We start from the raw sequence: 19,543 nt of genomic DNA, 5'->3' as shown, positions 1-19,543 counted from the left end.
TAGGGGTGGGTGGTTTGGTGGTCATTATTTCACTTCAATGTGTCAATAGAAGTGATTCTTATCGATATTGTCCGAAATTTTTACTACATACACTTGAAAAAGTTGCATTCATGCAATTGCGCTAATGACAGGAGTTCGCATGCAAGTTCAGAAAACCGCACTGGTCACCGGTGCCGATCGCGGCATTGGCTTAGCCATCGCTTGCCGGCTGGCCGCACAGGGCTGGCGCATCGCCTTGCACGGCCTGGCTGACGAGGCCGGCCAGGCCGCCACGCTGGCCGCAGTACGCGCAGCGGGGGCTGCCGACGCCGCTTTTTTCAGTGCCGACCTGCGCAGCGGTGATGCCACACGACAACTGGCTGAAACGGTGCTGGCGCACTACGGCCGGGTGGACGTGCTGGTCAACAATGCCGGCATGCAGCACGCGGCGCCGTTGCTGGAAATGCCGGCACAGAAGTGGGACGACATCATTGCCGTCAATTTGTCGGCAGCGTTTCATTTGATGCAAATGTGCTTGCCCGGCATGTTGGCCGCCGGCTGGGGCCGCATCATCAACATTGCCTCGGTGCACGGCCTGGTGGCGTCCAGCGGCAAGCTGCCGTACGTGGCCAGCAAGTTCGGCATTGTCGGCATGACCAAGGCGGCGGCACTGGAAACCGCCGGCCTGGGCGTTACCGTTAACGCGGTGTGCCCCGGCTGGGTGGAAACGGCGCTGATTGAGCCGCAAATCCTGGCCCGTGCGGCGAAGCTGGGGGTTGGCCGCGACGAAGGCGCGCGCGACCTGGTGCTGGAAAAGCAGCCGTCGGGCCGCATGAGCCAGCCGGCGGACATCGCCGAGGCGGTGGCCATGCTGTGCGGCGACTGGGCGCACAACCTGACCGGCGTGGCCTTGCCGGTAGATGGCGGCTGGACGGCGCAGTAAGCGTTGCAGGGTTGGCCGCAGCCCGTGCTTGGCCAAGGCTTGCGCCAGCGCAAGCCTGCGGCATATGCCGATGCGGCGTGCTCTGGTAATCTAGCTGGCTGGATGACCAACCTTAGCCATCATGAGCACGAACGATTCCCGTATTTACCTGGCCTCCGGCAGCCCGCGCCGTCGCGAAATCCTGGAAGGCATGGGCCTGAGCCTGGAACGCATTCACGCCGAGATCGATGAAAGCGTGTTGCCCGGCGAAGACGCCATTACCTACACCGAGCGCCTGGCGCGCGAAAAGGCCGCCGCCGGCTGGGAAGTGGTGCAGCGCTGCGGCCTGCCCGAGCGCCCGCTGCTGGCCGCCGACACCACGGTGGTACAGGACGGTGAAATCTTCGGCAAGCCGGTCGACGCCGCCGACGCCCGCCGCATGCTGCTGGCCTTTTCCGGCCGCAGCCACCAGGCCGTTACCAGCGTGGCGGTGCGCCAGGGCGATCACGTCGAGGTGCGCACCAGCGTGACCGACGTGACGTTCAAACCGCTGAGCGAGGCGGAAATCCAGCGCTATATCGATAGCGGCGAGCCGTTCGACAAGGCCGGTGCCTACGGCATCCAGGGCCGTGCGGCGGTGTTTGTCAGCCGTATCGAAGGCAGTTTCACCGGTGTGATGGGCCTGCCCGTCTACGACACCGCCCAGATTCTTGGCAACTTCGGTTACCAGTTTCCCTGACCCCCGGAGCCCGCCATGCTGCAACAACCGATTCCGCTGCCGCGCGACCTGCCGCGCCCCAAAGAACAGATCCTGGTCAACATCACGCCGCAGGAAACCCGCGTGGCGGTGCTGGAAGACGCCATCGTGCAGGAGCTGCACATCGAGCGCTCGGCCAGCCGCGGCATCGTGGGCAATATCTACCTGGGCCAGGTGAAGCGCGTGCTGCCGGGCATGCAGAGCGCTTTCATCGAAATCGGCCTCGAGCGCGCCGCCTTCCTGCACATTGCCGACGTACTCGAGCAGCGCCAGCACCCGTCCGAGCCGCAACGCATCGAGAAGATGCTGTTTGAAGGCCAGACCGTGCTGGTGCAGGTGATCAAGGACCCGATCGGCACCAAGGGTGCGCGGCTGTCGACGCAGATCAGCCTGGCCGGCCGTTTCCTGGTGCACCTGCCGCAAGAAGAACACATCGGCATCTCGCAGAAGATCGAGCACGAGGCCGACCGCCTCAGCCTGAAGTCGCGGCTGGAAAAGAAGCTGCCGGACGGTGCGCCGCGTGGCTACATCATCCGCACCAGCGCCGAAACCGCCACCGACGACGAGCTGGCGGCCGACATCGGCTACCTGTCCAAACTGTGGGCCGATATCCGTCACAAGTCGCAGCACCTGCCGGCGCAGAGCCTGCTGTACGAAGACCTGCCGCTGGCGGTACGCGTGCTGCGCGATATGGTGAGCGACCACACCGAGAAGGTGATCGTCGATTCCACCGAGAACTACGGCAAGATGGTGGAGTTTGCCGAGGCCTACGTGCAGTCGGCGGTGGCCAAGATCGAGCGTTACAGCGGCGAGCGCCCGCTGTTCGAGCTGCACGGCATCGAAACCGAGATCGACAAGGCGCTGTCGCGCCGCGTCAACCTGAAGTTTGGCGGCTACCTGATCATCGACCAGACCGAGGCGATGACCACCATCGACGTCAACACCGGCGGCTTTGTCGGTAACCGCAACTTTGACGAAACCATCTTCAAGACCAACCTGGAAGCCACGCTGGCGCTGGCACGCCAGCTGCGCCTGCGCAATCTGGGCGGTATCATCATTGTCGATTTCATCGATATGGATAACGCCGAGCACCGCGAGGCGGTGCTGGCCGAGCTGGCCAAGGCGCTGGCGCGCGACCGCACCCGCGTCACGCTGAACGGCTTTACCAGCCTGGGCCTGGTGGAGGTAACGCGCAAGCGCACCCGCGAAAGCCTGGCCCACGTGCTGTGCGAGCCGTGTCCGGTGTGTCAGGGGCGCGGCGAGATCAAGACGGCGCAAACCGTCTGTTACGAGATCCAGCGCGAGATCGTGCGCGAGACGCGCCGCTTTGACGCCAAGGGTTTCCGCATTCTGGCCGCGCAAAGCGTGATCGACATGCTGCTGGACGAAGAATCGCAAAGCCTGGCCATGCTGATCGACTTCATCGGCAAGCCCATCTCGCTGGCAGTGGAAAGCACCTACAGCCAGGAACAATTCGACGTGGTACTGATGTAGGCCTTGAAAGGCCGTCGCGGTGCCATCAGCTGTCACAGGCTGGCCGCGCACCGGGTACATCAAGAGGGCGCCGCCGGCAGGCAGCGCCCTTTTTCATGCCTGCGCGGGCAGGCAAACAGAACAAGCAAAGGTAAGAGCATGACTGCAAGCAATCACGACGCGCTGTGGCTGGCCATCCTGCAGGAGGCCGAACTGGCGGTACGCGACGAGCCGCTGCTGGCCAGCTTTCTGCACATGACGGTGCTGCGCCACGGCACGCTGGAAGACGTGCTGGCGTTTCACCTGTCCAGCAAGCTGGCCAGCCCGGTAATGGACGCTCGTGCGCTGATGGAGCTGTTCCGCGAGGCGTTTGCGGCCAACCCGGCCATCGTCGACGCGGTACGCGCCGACATCACCGCCTGCTACGAGCGCGACCCGGCTTGCGACAGCTACTCCACCCCCTTGCTGTACTTCAAGGGCTTTCATGCTCTGCAAAGCCAGCGCGTGACGCACTGGCTGTGGCAGGAAGGCAGAAAGACGCTGGCGTATTTCTTGCAAAACCGCATCTCCGAAGTAATGGGCGCCGATATCCACCCGGCGGCCAGAATTGGCCACGGCGTCATGCTGGATCACGGCACCGGCATTGTGGTGGGCGAAACCGCCGTCATCGGCAATAACGTGTCGATCCTGCAGGGCGTGACGCTGGGAGGCACCGGCAAAGACCACGGCGATCGTCACCCGAAAGTGGGCGATGGCGTGCTGATCGGCGCCAATACCTCCATCCTCGGCAATATCCGCATTGGCGACTGTTCCAAGGTAGGCGCCGGCAGCGTGGTGCTGGACGACGTGCCGGCACACTGCACGGTGGTAGGCGTACCGGCCAGGGTGGTGGCGCAGCTTTGTCCGGGCACCCCGGCCCTAGACATGGACCAGCGCGTATGAGCGCCAGCGCCATCCACTTTGCCCTGCCGTCGCCGGCGCATACGCTGCAGCAGCTGTGTGCCGCCAGCACCTTGCCGGGCGAGGTGCTGTGCTTCCAGGAGGATTTCAGCCAGGGCCCGTTGGCCGATTGCGACCTGATCGACCCGCAGGCGCGCATGGGTTACTGGAACGCGGTGCTGTGGGCGCAAGACTGGTGGCCACAGCAGGACGAAGACTTCGTGCACGCTTACTGGGCCAGCCGCAAGGCGCAGCTGAAGGCCTTCGAGCGCCGGGTGCCGTTGTACGCCTGGGCCGGTGGCCATGCCGGCGAATGGCTGATGCTGTGCATGCTGGCCGAGCACGCCCACGCCGACACCCCGCTGTACCACGTGGCGGTGCCGCAGGACGGCCGTCGCAGCTGCATGGGTATCCAGCCGCCGCAGGCGCTGCCCGCGCTGTTTGCCGGCGCCCGCTTGCTAACGGCCGCCGAGCGCGAACAGTTGGCCGCACAATGGCGTTACTGGCAGGAACATGGCGACGGAATACGCTACCTCGATGCGCAAGGCACGCTACAGCAGCACCCGATCGATCATTACGACAATGCGCTTGTCAATGCCATAAAAGTGGCCGGCAAATGGCCTGTAGCAAGGCTGGTAGGCGAAGTGATGGGGCGCGAGGAACAAGCCTGGCTGAGCGATAGCTTTTTGTTCTGGCGGGTGAAAAAGCTGGTGGATGCCGGTGTGCTGAAACGTGAAAATGTGCCTGGCGCCATGCCGTTGATATGCCATTGGTAAATCAAATGGGGTACTTCCGCACGGCCTGAAGGCGGCGTAGAATGCGCCGCCTTTGCATTGGTGTGCCCGTTTGCGGCCGCCGTGCCGCCACACGAGGAAACCCGACATGAACGTACGCGTAGTCGATTACCGCGCGCCCGACGCGGCCGAACAGTTCACCCGCAGCCTGCACGAAACCGGCTTCGGCGTGCTGGTCAACCACCCGATCCCGCAAGACCTGGTAGAAAGCATCTACCGCAACTGGCTGGCGTTCTTCGGCACCGAAGAAAAGCACGACTTTGCGTTCTCGGTAGAAAAGCAGGACGGCTACTTCTCGCCGGAAATCTCCGAAACCGCCAAGGGCCACACCCAGAAAGACATCAAGGAATACTTCCACATCTACCCGTGGGGGCGCATTCCGGCGCAGCTGAAAGACGACGCCATGCGCTACTACGACACCGCCAACACGCTGGCGCAAGAGCTGCTGGCCTGGGTAGAGCAGTACACCCCGGCCGACATTGCGGCCAACTACAGCGAGCCGCTGTCGCAGATGATCCAGGGCAGCCAGAAAACCCTGCTGCGCGTGCTGCGCTACCCGCCGCTGACCGGTAACGAGCCGGCCGGCTCGCTGCGCGCCGCTGCGCACGGCGACATCAACCTGCTGACCATCCTGCCGGCGGCCAACGAGCCGGGCCTGCAAGTACAGGATATGAACGGCAACTGGATCGACGTACCCTGTGACTTCGGCATGCTGATCATCAATATCGGCGACATGCTGTGCGAAGCGTCGCGCGGTTACTACCCGTCCACCCAGCACCGCGTGGTGAACCCCACCGGCGAAGGCGCCAGCAAGAGCCGCGTGTCGCTGCCGCTGTTCCTGCACCCGCGTGACGAAGTGGTGCTGTCCGAGCGCTACACCGCCGGTGCCTACCTGGCCGAACGCCTGCGCGAGCTGGGCGTGAAGATGTAAGCCAGCCACGCTGCCTGATCAGCCCGGCCCTGTCCCCCGACAGCGCCGGGTTTTGTTTTGCGCCCAGGGTTGGCCGCAAGCACGGCTAGAATGGCACTTTGCCTGTGGAGACTGCCGCATGACCCAGCTTGCCGCGCTGAGCGCACTGATCATCATCGATATGCAGAAAGGCATGCAGCGCATGCCGGCACACACGCGTAACAACCCCGGCGCCGAGGCGGTAATCGCGGGCCTGCTGGCCGCCTGGCGCCAGGCCGGGCAGCCGGTGGTACACGTGCGCCACCTGTCGCGCACGCCAGGCTCGCCGTTCTGGCCGGGGCAGGACGGGGTGGAATGGCAGCCGGCGCTGGCGCCGCTGCCGCACGAGCACGTGGTGGACAAACACGTACCGGACGCCTTTGCCCACAGCCAGTTGGAACGCTGGCTGCACCAGCGCGGCATTCACCGTTTGGTGGTGGCGGGTGTCAGCACCAACAACTCGGTAGAGGCCACGGCGCGCAGCGGCGGCAACCTCGGTTTTGACGTGCGGGTCGTGGCCGATGGCTGCTACGCCTACGCACAGCACGACTTCGACGGCGTGGCGCACAGCGCGCAGACCGTGCACGCGATGGCGCTGGCCAACCTGCACGGTGAATACGCCACGGTGCAGACCTCCGCCGAGGTGTTGGCTGCCTTAGCTGGCGCCTGATGCGGCCAACTCCGCCACCATGCCGGTAGCGTCGTTGCCGTAGCAGGCCAGCTTGGCCGCCGGTAGCGGGTAGGGGCGGTAGCCGTGGCGTGCCCAGTAGTGCTGGGCGCCTTGCACCGCCACCAGGCGCGCAAAGCGCAGGCCGCGCTCGCGCGCCTTGTCCTGCAGCCGCGCCAGCAGACGCGGTGCGATGCCGCGGCCACGGGTGCTGCGGCACAGTGCCATGTCGTGGATGAACAGCGTGTCGTGTTGCGGCGGCAGGCGGGCCAGCGGCTGGTTCAGCTGCGGCGGGGTGTCGCCGTGCCACGGGTGGGCAAAGACATAGCCCTTTACCTCGCCGCCGTGTTCGGCCACCCAGCAGGTATCGGGCGATAGCGCATGGCGCGAGGCCAGTGCGTCGCGGCTTTCGATCAGGTTGGCGGGGTAGCTTTGTGCCTGGATGGCGAGGATGGCGCCGAAATCGGCGGCTTGCATGGTGCGTAAGACGATATTGCCGTGCTGCATGGACTTGCGTTGACAGTAAAGCGGGGACGTAAAGCAAAAAACCAGCCCGAAGGCTGGTTTTTTGTGTTGGTGGCGAATCAGGGACTCGAACCCCGGACCTGCGGATTATGATTCCGTCGCTCTAACCGACTGAGCTAATTCGCCACGTTCCCGATGCGTTGCATCAAGGCTGCGAACTATAACCGAGCCGTTTTTGCGCTGTCAACAAGTTTTATGCAAATTCTGGCGCCGGCCGTTACAGCGTGTAGCAGCGGTCGCCGCTGGCGAAGCCTTGCCAGTCCACATCCACGCCCTTGCCGAAACCGATCACCTTGAAGGTTTCGCCCATTTCCACCGGCGACAGCAGCCGCTGCGCCGCCTTGGCCAGCGGCAGGTATTGCTTGACGTTGGCCGCATCCAGGTGCGACAGCAGGTCGGTAATGCCGCAGTTGATCAGGAACTGCGCCTGGCTGCAGTAGCCGATCAGGTCCAGCCCGGCGTCGATGCCGCTTTGTGCCACCGCGCTGAAATCCACGTGGCAGGTAATGTCCATCAGGCCCGGCAGGTAGAACAGGTCCTGCACCGTGTGGTGGCGGTAGTGGCCCAGCAGCGTGCCCATGTGGCGTTCCGGGTGGTAGAACTCGCTGGCGCTGTGGCCGTAGTCGATCATGATGATGGCGCCGCGTTGCAGCGTCTGGCCCAGCGTGCGGATGAAGGCGCGGTTGGCCAGGCTGATCTCGCTGGTGTAACCGGGGGTGGCCGGAATCAGGTCTGCGGCCAACCCTGCCAGCACCGCGTCGGTAAACGGGCGGTCTTCGTAACAGAAGGCGCCGTCCAGCACGGTAACGCCGCGTTGTTGCAGCGTGCCGTCCACATTGCGGCTGACCAGCTCGCACGGCATCGCGTCCAGCACCTCGTTGCCCAGCATGATGCCGTCGAAGCCGGCCGGCAGCGCCGCCGCCCACTGTACGCGGCTGGCCAGGTGCGGCACGCGTTCGGCCAGCGTGGCGCGCTGGCGCTCGATCAGGTCTGGCGACAGGTCGACGATGGTATAGCTGGCCGGCAACTGGCCCAGTACTTCCAGCTCGGCCAGCAGGTCGGCTGCCAGGCGGCCGGTGCCGGCGCCGAATTCCAGCAGGTGGCCGGCGGTTTGCGGCAGCAGTGCGGCCAGCTGGCGTGCCAGCGTCTGCGCAAACAGTGGTGACAGCTCGGGCGCGGTGACAAAGTCGCCCCCTTCGCCGAACTTGCGGCTGCCGGCGGTGTAATAGCCCAGGCCCGGCGCGTACAGCGCCTGTTCCATGAAGCGCGAAAACGGGATCCAGCCGCCGTTGTCGGCGATTTCGGCGGCAAGCGTGGTGGCCAGGGTACGGCTGATGGCCAGGGCGTCGTCAGAAGGCTGGGGCAGGGTCATGGTATGTGCATCGGCTGGCGGGTGGCGGCGCGCGCAGGGCGCACCGGCTGCCGTGTGCCGGCAGCAGCGGGTTCTCGTCTCTGGCGGCAACTGCCACTAGAATGGCGGATTGTCGCTAATCGGCGCCCAGACGCCAAGCGCTTGCCGTAGTCACAACACCAGAAGGGGCTTTGCATGACCAATCCGCTCAACGACAAAGTGGTACTCGTTACCGGTGCCGCGCGCCGGGTCGGCGCCGGCATCGCCCGCCACCTGCACGCACGCGGCGCGCGGCTGGTGCTGCATTACCGCGGCTCGCGGGCGCAAGCCGAGGCGCTGGCGGCCGAGCTGAACGCGCAGCGGCCCGACACGGTGGCGCTGGCGCAGGCCGACCTGCTGGATACGGCGGCGCTGCCGGCGCTGGTGGCCGACGCCGTGGGCTGCTTCGGCCGGCTGGACGGGCTGGTGAACAACGCCTCCAGCTTTTACCCCACCGACGTTGGCCGCATCAGCGAGCAGGACTGGTTCGACCTGATGGGTAGCAACCTCAAGGCGCCGCTGTTCCTGGCGCAGGCGGCGGCACCGTACCTGGCGGCCAGCCGGGGCGCCATTGTCGGCATCGTCGACATCCACGCCGACCGGCCGATGAAGCGCCACCTGGTGTACAACCTGGCCAAAGCCGGCCACGCGCAGCTGATCCGCAGCCTGGCCATCGAGCTGGCGCCGCAGGTGCGCGTCAACGGCGTGTCGCCGGGTGTGAACGTGTGGCCGGAAGACGACGTGTCGTTCGACGAGCGCGAGCGCCAGGCCATCGAGGCCACCATCCCCTTGCAACGCACCGGCGTGCCCGACGACATCGCGCGTGCGGTGGCCTTTCTGCTGTTCGATACCGACTACGTCAACGGCCAGATCCTGGCGGTAGACGGCGGCCGCAGCGTGGTGCTGTAGCCGCGGCCAACCTTGCTGCCGCGCCGCCCGCTGCACCGGTGAAAAAAAGCCGGCGCGGCGGTGGTACAAACCGGCTGCCGGGGGCTAAAATAGCCGGTTTTTCAATTTCTTAGCCGTACCCCATGTCCGAACCGCAACAGACCGCCGACGACAAGGCCAAAAAGGCCGCGTTCGAGGGCAATAAACTCTCCAAGCGCCTGCGTCACCATGTGGGCGCCGCCATCAACGACTTCAACATGATCGAAGAGGGCGACCGCGTGATGGTCTGCCTGTCCGGCGGCAAGGACAGCTATGGCCTGCTGGATATCCTGTTGGGCCTGCAAAAGTCGGCCCCGATCAACTTCAGCATCGTGGCCGTCAACCTGGACCAGAAACAGCCGGGCTTCCCCGAACACGTGCTGCCGCAGTACCTGGAATCGATCGGTGTGGAATACCGCATCATCGAGGAAGATACCTACAGCATCGTCAAGCGCCTGATTCCGGAAGGCAAGACCACCTGCAGCCTGTGCTCGCGCCTGCGTCGCGGCATCCTGTACCGCGTGGCCGACGAACTGGGCGCCACCAAGATCGCGCTGGGCCACCACCGCGACGACATCCTGCACACCTTCTTCCTCAACATGTTCTACGGCGGCAAGCTGAAAGCCATGCCGCCCAAGCTGGTGTCCGACGACGGCCGCCACATGGTGATCCGCCCGCTGGCCTACTGCCGCGAGAAGGACCTGGAACGCTACGCCGCGTTACGCGCCTTCCCCATCATTCCGTGTAACCTGTGCGGCTCGCAGCCCAACCTGCAGCGCCAGGTGGTGAAGGAGATGGTGAACGACTGGGACAAACGCTTCCCGGGCCGCGTGGAAAGCATGTTCCGCGCCATGCAGAACGTGGTGCCGTCGCACCTGGCCGATACCAAGCTGTTCGACTTTGCCGGCCTGCAAACCGGTGACAGCCCGTTTGAAGGCGGCGACACCGCCTTCGACAAGGAAGAATTCCGCGACCCGATCGCGCTGGCCGAAGACGACGATGGCGAGCCGATCGCAGCCGCAGCCAAGCCGCGCCGCACCATCAGCATTCTGGATTCGCGCCCCAAGGCCGATAGCCAGGCGGGAGACAGCTGTGGCGGGTAAGGCACTGCACCCCTTCCGCCGCCGTGTACGCAACAGCGTGGACGCGCTGCCGGAAGTGGAAATCTCCGAGGCGGACAATATCCGCTCGCTGCACCTGGGCTCGGAAACCATCCAGAGCTCGATGGACCTCGACGACCCGGCCGACCTGGTACTGAGCTACAGCCGCGCCATGATGGGCTTCTTGCTGTGGCGCGACGACCCGGCGCACATCCTGCAGATCGGCCTGGGTGGCGGCTCGTTCGCGCGCTGGATCGACGAATACCTGCCGGACGCGGTGAGCGTGGCGGTGGACATCAACCCGCAAGTCATCGCCGTGGCGCGGGCGTTTTTTCAGCTGCCGGAAGAGGGCGACTTCTTCCAGATCGTGGAAGCCGACGGTGCCGAGTACGTGAAGGTGTTCCGCGAGTCCACCGACGTCATTCTGGTGGACGGCTTTGACGGCCTGCAGATTGTCGATGCGCTCACCACCGAGGAGTTCTTCGAGGACTGCAAGCGCGCGCTGACCGAAGACGGCGTGTTCGTTACCAACTGGTGGAGCGGAGACAAACGCTACCACCAGTTTGTCGAGCGCCTGCTGGGCGTATTCGAAGGCCGCGTGGTGGAATTGCCGGCGCTGACGCACGGCAATATGGCGGTGATGGCGTTCAAGAGCACGCCCACCCCCACCACCTGGGACGCGCTGGAAAAACGCGCCGACGAGCTGGAAGGCCGCTACGGGCTGGAGTTTTGCGAGTTTGTGCGCCGCCTGAAAGAAAACAACCTGCACAGCCAGAACCGGCTGCTGCTTTGATTTTGTTCGGCCACGAACGCACACGAAAAACACGAAAGTCTACCCCGCCCAGACCAGGCGGCTTGCCAGGCAAGGGCAGGGTCCGTGTCGTTTCGTGTGTTCCCGTGGCTGAAAAGTAATGAGGTGACAACTGCCATGATCAGTTACGACACGATTACCGACCGCAAGCTGCGCTTTGCCCTGGTAGGCTGCGGCCGTATTGCGGCCAACCATTTTGGCGCCATCGAAAAACACGCCGACCGCTGCGAGCTGGTGGACGTGTGCGATACCGACCCGGCCGCGCTGGCCGCCGCCGTGGCGCGTACCGGCGCAGTCGGCCACGCCACCCTGGCCAGCTTGCTGGCCAGCAGCCAGGCCGATGTGGTGATCCTCACTACGCCGTCCGGCCTGCACCCGCAGCAAGCCATCGACTGCTTTGCCGCCGGTTTCCACGTGATGACCGAAAAACCGATGGCCACCCGCTGGCAAGACGGCGTGGCGATGGTGAAAGCCGCCGACCAGGCTGGCAAACGCCTGTTCGTGGTGAAGCAGAACCGCCGCAACGCCACGCTGCAGCTGCTGAAGCGCGCGGTGCAGGAAAAACGCTTCGGCCGCATCTACATGGTCAACGTCAACGTGTTCTGGACCCGTCCGCAAGACTACTACGACCAGGCCGACTGGCGCGGTACCTGGGAATACGACGGCGGCGCCTTCATGAACCAGGCCAGCCACTACGTGGACCTGCTGGAATGGATCGTCGGCCCGGTAGAAAGCCTGCAGGCCTACACCGGCACGCTGGCGCGTGACATCGAGGCGGAAGATACCGGCGTGGTGAGCCTGAAATGGCGCAGCGGCGCCATGGGCAGCATGAACGTCACCATGCTGACCTACCCCAAGAACCTGGAAGGCAGCATCACCATCCTGGGCGAGAAGGGCAGCGTGCGCGTGGGCGGCCTGGCGGTGAACGAAATCCAGCACTGGGATTTTGCCGAGCCGCACGCGATGGACGACGAGATCAAGAACGCCAGCTACAGCACCACCAGCGTGTACGGCTTTGGCCACCCGCTGTACTACGACAACGTGATCCGCGTGATGCGCGGCGAAGCCGAGCCGGAAACCGACGGCCGCGAAGGCCTGAAGTCGCTGGAGCTGCTGGTCGGCATTTACCGCTCCGCCCGCGACGGCCAGCGCGTGAACCTGCCGCTGGAGTACTGATTTTATTATTTGCCACGGAAGCACACGGAAAGCACAGACAAGGCAGGAGTGACGCCATGCTGCTGGAAGAAGACCTGACGTACAGGATACAAGGCTGTGTGTTTGAGGTTTTTCGCCAGCTAGGGCATGGTTTTCTGGAAAAAGTCTACGAACAGGCCTTACTGCTGGAGTTGACGCAAGCAGGCCTGTCAGCACAGGCGCAATGTCCGTTGCAGGTGTATTACAAGGGCGCCGTCGTGGGTGAGTATTGTGCCGATATCATCGTAGAGGGGCGAGTGCTGCTGGAGCTCAAGGCGCAGGAAAAGCTGGTATCGGCTCATGAGGCACAGCTGCTCAACTACCTGAAGGCCACAGGCTTGCATGTGGGCTTGCTGATTAATTTCTGGCACCCGAAGGCGGAGGTCCGGCGCTTTGTGCGATAAGTTTCCGTGCTTTCTGCGTGTTTCCGTGGCTAGATAAAGAAAGTTAAAACAATGAGCTACACCGTTCACCCCACCGCCATCATCGATGACGGTGCGCAAATCGGCGCCGACACCCGCGTCTGGCACTGGGTACACATCTGCGGCCAGGCGCGCATTGGCGCCCGCTGCTCCTTTGGCCAGAACGTGTTTGTTGGCAACGATGTCATCATCGGCGACAACGTGAAGGTGCAGAACAACGTGTCCATATACGACGCGGTCACGCTGGAAGACGACGTGTTCTGCGGCCCGTCGATGGTGTTCACCAACGTCAACAACCCGCGCAGCCACGTTAGCCGCAAGAACGAATACCGCCGCACTATCGTGAAGCGCGGTGCCACCATCGGCGCCAACGCTACCGTGGTGTGCGGCCACACCATCGGCGAGTACGCCTTCATCGGCGCCGGCGCCGTGGTCACCAAGGACGTAAAGCCCTACGCGCTGATGGTGGGCACACCGGCCAAGCGCATCGGCTGGATGTGCCAGTGCGGCGAACGCCTGCCGGACAGCATCGACCAGCACGCCTGCGCGGCTTGCGGCCAACGTTACGATATCGGCGGCAACCACTGCACGCCGGTTTGATCATCAAGATTTGGCCACGAAATCCACGAAATCCACCAAAAATACCGCTAACGAGCTTCTAGCCCATGATGAGGGTGCCCTCTGACAGCGCGTTGTTCGTGCCTTTCGTGTGGTTCGTGGCGGATTAAGGTTTAAAGCACATGTCCATTCAGTTCATCGACCTGAAAGCGCAGTACCAGCACCTGAAAGCCGATATCGACGCCCGCATCCACGCGGTGCTAGATCACGGCCAGTACATCATGGGCCCGGAGGTGAAAGAGGTCGAAGCGCAGTTGGCCGCCTACACCGGCGCCAAGCATGCCATCGGCGTCTGCGACGGCACCAAGGCGCTGCTGATCGCGCTGATGGCGCTGGGTGTGAAGGCCGGCGACGAGGTGATCACCACTCCGTTCACCTTTATTGCTACCGGCGAGATGATCGCGCTGTTGGGTGCCACGCCGGTGTTTGTCGACATCGACCCGGTCAGCTACAACCTGGACCCGGCCAAGCTGGAGGCGGCGATCACCCCGAAAACCCGCGCCATCATGCCGGTCAGCCTGTACGGCCAGTGCGCCGATTTTGACGCTATCAACGCCATTGCCGCCAAGCACGGCCTGCCGGTGATCGAGGACGGCGCGCAGAGCTTTGGCGCCAGCCAGCACGGCAAGCGCTCCGGCAACCTGTGCACCATCGGCACCACCAGCTTCTTCCCCAGCAAGCCGTTGGGTTGCTACGGCGATGGCGGTGCGGTGTTCACCAACGACGACGAGCTGGCCAAGAAAATGCGCGAGATCCGCGTGCACGGCCAGGACCGCCGCTACCACCACCCGGTGATCGGCCTCAATGGCCGCCTCGACACCATCCAGGCCGCCGTGCTGCTGGCCAAGCTGCCCAGCTTCCCGGACGAAGTAGCCGCCCGCGCCCGCATCGGCGCCCGCTACAGCGCGCTGCTGCAAGACGTGGCGCGCGTGCCGGTGATTGCCGACGGCAACAGCCACGTATACGCGCAGTACACCATCGAGGTAGACAACCGCGAAGCGGTGCAGCAGGCGCTGCAGGCGCTGGGCGTACCCACCGCCGTGCATTACCCGATTCCGCTGCACCTGCAGCCGGCCTTTGCCCACCTGGGCCAGGGCGAGGGCAGCTTCCCGGTGGCCGAAGCCGCCGGCCGCCGCGTGATGAGCCTGCCAATGCACCCGTTCCTGGACGAGGCGACGCAAGACGCCATCGTGGCGGCGGTGAAGAAGGCGCTGAGCTAATTGGCCACTGTCTGGCAAAGGTTGGCCGCAGGCGGCTTTGCCCGTCATGTGGCCACGCTGGCAAGCGGGGCGGCGCTGGCACAGGCGCTGCCCTTGCTGTTTGCGCCGCTGCTTACCCGGCTGTATACGCCGGCAGACTTCGGCGTGCTGGCGGTGTTTGTGGCCTGGCTGTCTAATCTGGCCGTGGTGGCCACCGCCCGCTACGACATGGCGGTGGTGTTGCCAGCGGACGATGCCGACGCCGCACGGCTGATGCGTCTGGCACTGCTGATCAACACCGCGCTGTGTGCGCTGTGCCTGTTGCTGTTCTGGCCGTGGCACCAGGCCATTGCCGGCGCATTGGGCCAACCGGCGCTGGCACCGTGGTTGCCGTGGCTGCCGCTGGGCGTGTGGCTGGCGGGCAGCGTGGCGGCGTGGACGGCGTGGAATAACCGCCAGCGCCGCTATGCGGCCAACGCCCAGGGGCGGGTGGTACAGTCGCTGGGGGTGTCGCTGCTGCAAGTGGCGGCCGGTTACAGCGGGCTGGCGGCGGCGGGCTTGATCGTGTCGCAGCTGGCCGGGCAGCTGTTGGCGCTGGTGGCGCTGGCCCGGGCCGACGTGGCGGGGCGCTTTGCCTGGCTGCGCGGCCATCGCCGTGACAGCCTGCTGCTACAGGCGCGGCGCTATCGCGAGTTTCCGCTGGTCAACACGCCGCACGCCTTTGTGGTGGCGTTCCAGGATTCCTTGATGCTGGCCATGTTGGCCGCATTATCCGGCAGTGCGGTGGTGGGGCAGTATGCGCTGGTGCTGCGCGTGCTCAAGCTGCCTGCGGCGTTGGTGGGGCAAGCGGTGTCGCAGGTGGTATTCCGCGACTTGGCCGAGGCGGCGGGTCATGGCCGTGCGCTGCGTGGCATGCTGGCGCGGGCGCTGCTGATGCTGGCCGCACTGGCCATCGTGCCGTTCACTGTGCTGGGGCTGTGGGGCGGGCCGCTGTTTGCCTGGGTTTTCGGTGCGGGTTGGCACGGTGCCGGCGATATCGCCGCCGTACTGGCGCCGTATTTTGCGGCGGCGTTCATTGCCGGCCCCGCCTTCATGGTGCCGATGGTGCTGGGGCAGCAGCGCGCGTCGTTTGTCTTTGTGCTGGCCGGCGTGGTGGTCAACCTGGCGGCCTTTGCGGCGGTGTATATGGCCAGCCACGATGCCCTGCGCGCCTTCGGCGTGATGTCGCTGGTGATGAGCGTTTATTTTGCGGCCTACGTGGCGTGGGTATTCCGCCTGTTGCGCCGCCGGGAACAACACGATGCTTGATCGCGTACTACTGATGCTGTGGCGCAGCTGGCTGCGTTTGCGCGGGGCACGGCTGGCGCCGGGGGCGCGCGTCAACCCGTCGGTGCACGCCGCTGCGGCCAGCCTGACGCTGGGGGCCCATGCCCGCCTGTACTGGGGCGGCGACGTACTGGCCCACGGTGGCGGCCGCCTGCGCCTGGGCGCGCACAGTCATATGGCGCCTTACTTTTATTGCCTGATTGGCCGAAACCTGCTGCACATCGGTGACCACGTCGCCATCGGCCCGCGCTGCCAGTTCTTTTGCCACAGCAACGGCATTCCGGCCGACGCGCCGGCCACGCCGTTTACCGCTTGCCATGTCGATGGCGACATCCGCATCGGCAACAATGTGTTTATCGGTGCCGGCTGCATCGTGCTGCCCGGCACCGTGATCGGCGACAACGTGGTGGTCGGCGCCGGCAGCGTAGTGAAGGGCGTGCTGGAGAGCGGCTGGGTGTACGCCGGCCAGCCGGCGCGCAAGGTGAAAGCACTATGCTGACCGGCAACTCCTTGACCCTCACCCAGCTGTTTACCGCGCTGCCGGCCATGCTGCTGGGCCGTCGTCGCCATCGCGCCGCGTTGCGCCTAGCGCTGGCCAGCCAGTTCGGCGTGGCGGTCGAGCGCATCCGCCTGTTCGACAGCGGCCGCGCCGCCTTTGCCGCCTTGCTGAAGCTGCACGACGTGCAGGCCGGCGACGACGTGCTGGTGCCGGCCTTCACCTGCGTGGTGGTGCCCAACCAGGTGCCGCCCAGCGGCGCCCGTGTGCGATTTATCGATATCGCCGCCGGCGGTCTCAACCTGGACTGGCTGGCGCTGGACGCCGCCATCCGCCCGGCCACCCGCGTGGTGGTGGTGCCGCACAATTTCGGCGTGGCGTGCGAGGTGCCCACCTGGCTGCGCGAGAAGCACCGCCAGGTGCGTTTTGTTGATGACGCCGCCCACGGTTTTGCCTCGCAACTGGACGGCCAGTGGCTGGGCAGCTACCACGACGGCGCGTTTTTCAGTTTTGAATACAGCAAGAACCTGACTGGCGGCATTGGTGGCTTGGCCATACTGCCGGCCGGCGCCAGCCTGCCGGATGCCGACTTGCCCGAGCTGCGCTGTGCCGACGAGTGGCGCTTGCTGGCCACGCTGGCCTCGCACCTGCTGGCCGCACGTTGGCCGCTGGCCGGGCGCATCAGCATGGCGCTGGCGCGCCGCGTGGGGCTGGTGTACCGCTCCGGCGACGACGAAGTGCTGTTCGGCGAGCCGCACCCGGCGCGCGCCATGCCGCTGTTATCCAGCGTACTGGTGCGCCGCCAGTTAGCCAGCCTGCCCGCCGTGCTGGCGCACAAGCAGGCGCTGGTGGCGCGTTACCGCAGCACGCTGGCCGCGCTGCCGGCATTGCGGCAGTGGCCGGCAGATGCCGCTACCCACTGGGTGCGCTACCCGTTTGCGCTACCGCACCCGGTGGCCGACAAAGCCGCGCTGGCGCGCAGGCTTAGCGTGGCCAGCGGGCTGAATATCGGCGTCTGGTTCGACGACGTCATCCACCCAGCCGGCAGCTTCCGCCACGGTTACCGCGCCGGCCAGGCACCGCACGGCGAGGCGCTGGCCGCCACCGTGCTGAACCTGCCGGTCAACATCGCCATCGGCGTGGACGCCGCGCTGGAGCGCAAGCTGGCGCGGCTGTTGGCGGCGCTGCAAGCGGAGCTGGACGCATGAGTACCGTTGCCATTTTTTTAGCCACGAAAGCACACGAAAAACACGAAAATCCTGCCCTGGCAGCGTGCGTACCCAGCTGGTGGCGCGTGGGCTACCGCCTGCTTCCGTGTGGTCGGCGTGTTTCCGTGGCGAATAATCGGGTTAAACCATGAAGCTTCTTCTGATCGGCTCCGCCTCGGTGCACACCCACCGCTACCTGGCCGGCATTGCGCCACACGTCAGCGAGGTACACCTGGCCAGCAATGGCCCGCTGCCACCGCGCTACCAGGTGCCCAACCTGGGCCGTGTGCTGGCGGTGGATTTCAGCCTGAAGGCGCTGGGCACCGCCGCCCGCCTGGCGCGGCTGATCGACGAGGTGCAGCCCGACATCGTGCACGTGCACCAGGCCAATAGCGTGGCCTGGCACGCGCGCCGTGCGCTGGCCGGCCGCAAGTTGCCGTGGGTGCTCACCACCTGGGGTTCGGACGTGCTGCTGCTGCCGCAACAGAACGCCTTGATGAAAAAAATGGTCGCGGCCAACCTGGCCGCTGCCAGCGCCGTCACCAGCGATTCGCTGCACATGGCCGCCGTGTGCCGCCAGCTGGCCGCCGTGGCGCGCATGGACGTGCTGAATTTCGGCATGGACGCGCTGCCGCCACCGCCGGACATCGCTGCCAAGCCGCTGTCGGTGCTGTCGTGCCGGTTGCACAAACCGCTGTATCGCATCGACGCCATTCTCCGCGCCTGGGCCGAGGTGGAAGCCGACACTGCGCTGGCCGGCTGGCAGTTGACCGTGGCCGCCAGTGGCGACGAAACCCGCAACTTGCAGGCGCTGGCGCAGCAGCTGGGGCTGCAGCGGGTGGTGTTCACCGGCTTCGTGGCGCCCGATGTGCTGGCGCAGCACTACCGCGACGCGCGCGTGTTTGTCAGCGTGCCGATGAGCGACGCCACCAGCATCAGCCTGCTGGAAGCGATGGGCCACGGCTGCTTGCCGGTGCTGTCCAACCTGCCGGCCAACCTGGAGTGGGTGCTGGACGGCGTCAACGGCGCCATCGTGGAAGACCTGGGCCGGCTGGGCTGCGCGCTGAAGACGCAGCTGCGGCAAGCGGGGGATAATGCACGACTGGCCAGTGCCGCGGCGCTGAACCGCCAGCTGGTGGAGGCCAAGGGCCTGTATCGCCAGAACATGCAGCGCTTTGCGCAGATTTACCGGGAGTTGTGCTGAAGGCTTGATTAGCCACGAAACAATAAAAGGCGTTGGCCACGAAACCCACAAAAGGACACGAAAAAGGCAAAGGCATTTTTGCCACGGAATACGCGGAAGGCGCGGACAGAGCCTGAAGTAAACCAAGGTTGGCCGCAGTGGTGTCGGTGTGCTTCTGTGCTTTCCGTTTTGTCCGTGGCTAAGAGAGGTTCGTGTTTTTTCGTGGTTTTCGTGGCCAAGAAGCAGTAAAGGCGTTAGCCACGAAACCCACAAAAGGACACGAAAGGATAAAGGCATTTTTGCCACGGAATACACGGAAAACACAGACAAGGCGCTTGCTTCGTGCACAGTGTTTGCCAAGGTTAGCCGCATCGGTGTCGGTGTGTTTTCGTGCTTTCCGTTTTGTCCGTGGCTAAGAAAGGTTCGTGTTTTTTCGTGGTTTTCGTTGCCAAGAAGCAGTAAAGGCGTTAGCCACGAAACCCACTAAAGGGCACGAAAAGATAAAGGCATTTTTGCCACGGAATACGCGGAAGGCGCGGACAGAGCCTGAAGTAAACCCAGGTTGGCCGCAGTGGTGTCGGTGTGTTTCCGTGCTTTCCGTTTTGTCCGTGGCTAAGAAAGGTTCGTGTTTTTTCGTGGTTTTCGTTGCCAAGAAGCAGTAAAG

At 64.7% G+C, this 19,543-nt stretch carries 20 protein-coding genes and 1 tRNA gene; 18 read left to right on the top strand and 3 right to left on the bottom strand.

The genetic code is table 11. From position 1 onward, the window contains the following. Positions 1-139: 139 nt before the first annotated feature. The 7 genes from FLQ03_RS18670 to FLQ03_RS18640 all read left to right on the top strand — a co-directional run bounded on the left by FLQ03_RS18670 (position 140) and on the right by FLQ03_RS18640 (position 6,483). A complete protein-coding gene (locus tag FLQ03_RS18670) occupies positions 140-922 on the top strand; it encodes a 3-hydroxybutyrate dehydrogenase (protein WP_144373755.1) in 783 nt (260 codons plus the stop codon). 121 nt (positions 923-1,043) lie between these two features. Next, positions 1,044-1,640, top strand: a complete 597-nt coding sequence (locus FLQ03_RS18665; RefSeq protein ID WP_144373754.1) for a Maf family protein — start codon at positions 1,044-1,046, stop codon at positions 1,638-1,640. Positions 1,641-1,655: 15 nt separating this feature from the next. Next, complete coding sequence (gene rng, locus FLQ03_RS18660) at positions 1,656-3,152, top strand: ribonuclease G (protein ID WP_144373753.1); 1,497 nt, start codon at positions 1,656-1,658, stop codon at positions 3,150-3,152. A 138-nt stretch (positions 3,153-3,290) separates the two neighbouring features. After that, on the top strand, positions 3,291-4,073 hold the full coding sequence (gene cysE, locus FLQ03_RS18655; RefSeq protein WP_144373752.1) for a serine O-acetyltransferase: 783 nt from the start codon (positions 3,291-3,293) through the stop codon (positions 4,071-4,073). Continuing rightward, entirely contained in the window at positions 4,070-4,846 is a 777-nt protein-coding gene (locus tag FLQ03_RS18650) for a DUF3658 domain-containing protein (RefSeq protein ID WP_144373751.1), read from the top strand. Before cysE ends, FLQ03_RS18650 begins: the two co-directional genes overlap by 4 nt. Positions 4,847-4,952: 106 nt before the next feature. After that, entirely contained in the window at positions 4,953-5,795 is an 843-nt protein-coding gene (locus FLQ03_RS18645) for a 2OG-Fe(II) oxygenase family protein (protein WP_144373750.1), read from the top strand. Between the two features lie 118 nt (positions 5,796-5,913). After that, complete coding sequence (locus tag FLQ03_RS18640; RefSeq protein WP_144373749.1) at positions 5,914-6,483, top strand: cysteine hydrolase family protein; 570 nt, start codon at positions 5,914-5,916, stop codon at positions 6,481-6,483. Here FLQ03_RS18640 and FLQ03_RS18635 read toward each other — a convergent pair. From FLQ03_RS18635 to FLQ03_RS18625, 3 genes are all read right to left on the bottom strand, one after another. After that, positions 6,469-6,987 carry a GNAT family N-acetyltransferase gene (locus FLQ03_RS18635; protein WP_144373748.1) on the bottom strand — a complete coding sequence of 173 codons (519 nt, stop codon included), beginning with the start codon at positions 6,985-6,987 and terminating at the stop codon, positions 6,469-6,471. The genes FLQ03_RS18640 and FLQ03_RS18635 overlap by 15 nt on opposite strands. 67 nt (positions 6,988-7,054) lie before the next feature. After that, positions 7,055-7,131: transfer RNA gene (locus FLQ03_RS18630), tRNA-Met, on the bottom strand. A 91-nt stretch (positions 7,132-7,222) separates the two neighbouring features. Continuing rightward, positions 7,223-8,377 carry a class I SAM-dependent methyltransferase gene (locus FLQ03_RS18625; RefSeq protein WP_144373747.1) on the bottom strand — a complete coding sequence of 385 codons (1,155 nt, stop codon included), beginning with the start codon at positions 8,375-8,377 and terminating at the stop codon, positions 7,223-7,225. 174 nt (positions 8,378-8,551) lie between these two features. Between FLQ03_RS18625 and FLQ03_RS18620 the strand changes: the two genes are divergently transcribed. The 11 genes from FLQ03_RS18620 to FLQ03_RS18570 all read left to right on the top strand — a co-directional run bounded on the left by FLQ03_RS18620 (position 8,552) and on the right by FLQ03_RS18570 (position 18,900). Beyond that, the gene (locus FLQ03_RS18620) at positions 8,552-9,304 is read left to right on the top strand and encodes a pteridine reductase (protein ID WP_144373746.1); all 753 of its coding nucleotides are present in this window, start codon (positions 8,552-8,554) and stop codon (positions 9,302-9,304) included. A 122-nt stretch (positions 9,305-9,426) separates the two neighbouring features. Beyond that, positions 9,427-10,425 carry a tRNA 2-thiocytidine(32) synthetase TtcA gene (gene ttcA, locus FLQ03_RS18615; protein WP_144373745.1) on the top strand — a complete coding sequence of 333 codons (999 nt, stop codon included), beginning with the start codon at positions 9,427-9,429 and terminating at the stop codon, positions 10,423-10,425. Next, entirely contained in the window at positions 10,415-11,215 is an 801-nt protein-coding gene (locus tag FLQ03_RS18610) for a polyamine aminopropyltransferase (protein ID WP_144373744.1), read from the top strand. Before ttcA ends, FLQ03_RS18610 begins: the two co-directional genes overlap by 11 nt. Before the next feature lie 135 nt (positions 11,216-11,350). Further along, a complete protein-coding gene (locus tag FLQ03_RS18605) occupies positions 11,351-12,409 on the top strand; it encodes a Gfo/Idh/MocA family protein (RefSeq protein ID WP_144373743.1) in 1,059 nt (352 codons plus the stop codon). Between the two features lie 56 nt (positions 12,410-12,465). Further along, positions 12,466-12,831 (top strand): GxxExxY protein, encoded by a 366-nt coding sequence (locus tag FLQ03_RS18600; protein WP_144373742.1) that lies wholly within the window; start codon positions 12,466-12,468, stop codon positions 12,829-12,831. Positions 12,832-12,882: 51 nt separating this feature from the next. Continuing rightward, positions 12,883-13,449 carry an acyltransferase gene (locus FLQ03_RS18595; RefSeq protein ID WP_144373741.1) on the top strand — a complete coding sequence of 189 codons (567 nt, stop codon included), beginning with the start codon at positions 12,883-12,885 and terminating at the stop codon, positions 13,447-13,449. Positions 13,450-13,589: 140 nt separating this feature from the next. Next, positions 13,590-14,687: a DegT/DnrJ/EryC1/StrS family aminotransferase gene (locus FLQ03_RS18590; RefSeq protein WP_144373740.1), complete on the top strand. Its 1,098-nt coding sequence runs from the start codon at positions 13,590-13,592 to the stop codon at positions 14,685-14,687. Continuing rightward, positions 14,688-15,974, top strand: a complete 1,287-nt coding sequence (locus tag FLQ03_RS18585; RefSeq protein ID WP_144373739.1) for a lipopolysaccharide biosynthesis protein — start codon at positions 14,688-14,690, stop codon at positions 15,972-15,974. Next, on the top strand, positions 15,967-16,491 hold the full coding sequence (locus FLQ03_RS18580; RefSeq protein ID WP_144373738.1) for an acyltransferase: 525 nt from the start codon (positions 15,967-15,969) through the stop codon (positions 16,489-16,491). Before FLQ03_RS18585 ends, FLQ03_RS18580 begins: the two co-directional genes overlap by 8 nt. After that, the gene (locus FLQ03_RS18575) at positions 16,485-17,696 is read left to right on the top strand and encodes a DegT/DnrJ/EryC1/StrS family aminotransferase (protein WP_144373737.1); all 1,212 of its coding nucleotides are present in this window, start codon (positions 16,485-16,487) and stop codon (positions 17,694-17,696) included. Before FLQ03_RS18580 ends, FLQ03_RS18575 begins: the two co-directional genes overlap by 7 nt. A 148-nt stretch (positions 17,697-17,844) precedes the next feature. Further along, the gene (locus FLQ03_RS18570) at positions 17,845-18,900 is read left to right on the top strand and encodes a glycosyltransferase (RefSeq protein ID WP_144373736.1); all 1,056 of its coding nucleotides are present in this window, start codon (positions 17,845-17,847) and stop codon (positions 18,898-18,900) included. Positions 18,901-19,543: the final 643 nt, after the last annotated feature.

The sequence above is a fragment of the Vogesella urethralis genome, assembly GCF_007644045.2.
In the GTDB taxonomy this organism is placed as follows: Bacteria; Pseudomonadota; Gammaproteobacteria; order Burkholderiales; family Chromobacteriaceae; genus Vogesella; species Vogesella urethralis.
The sequence above is the reverse complement of the archived record's forward strand: the minus strand, read 5'-3'. Positions and strand labels throughout refer to the sequence as shown.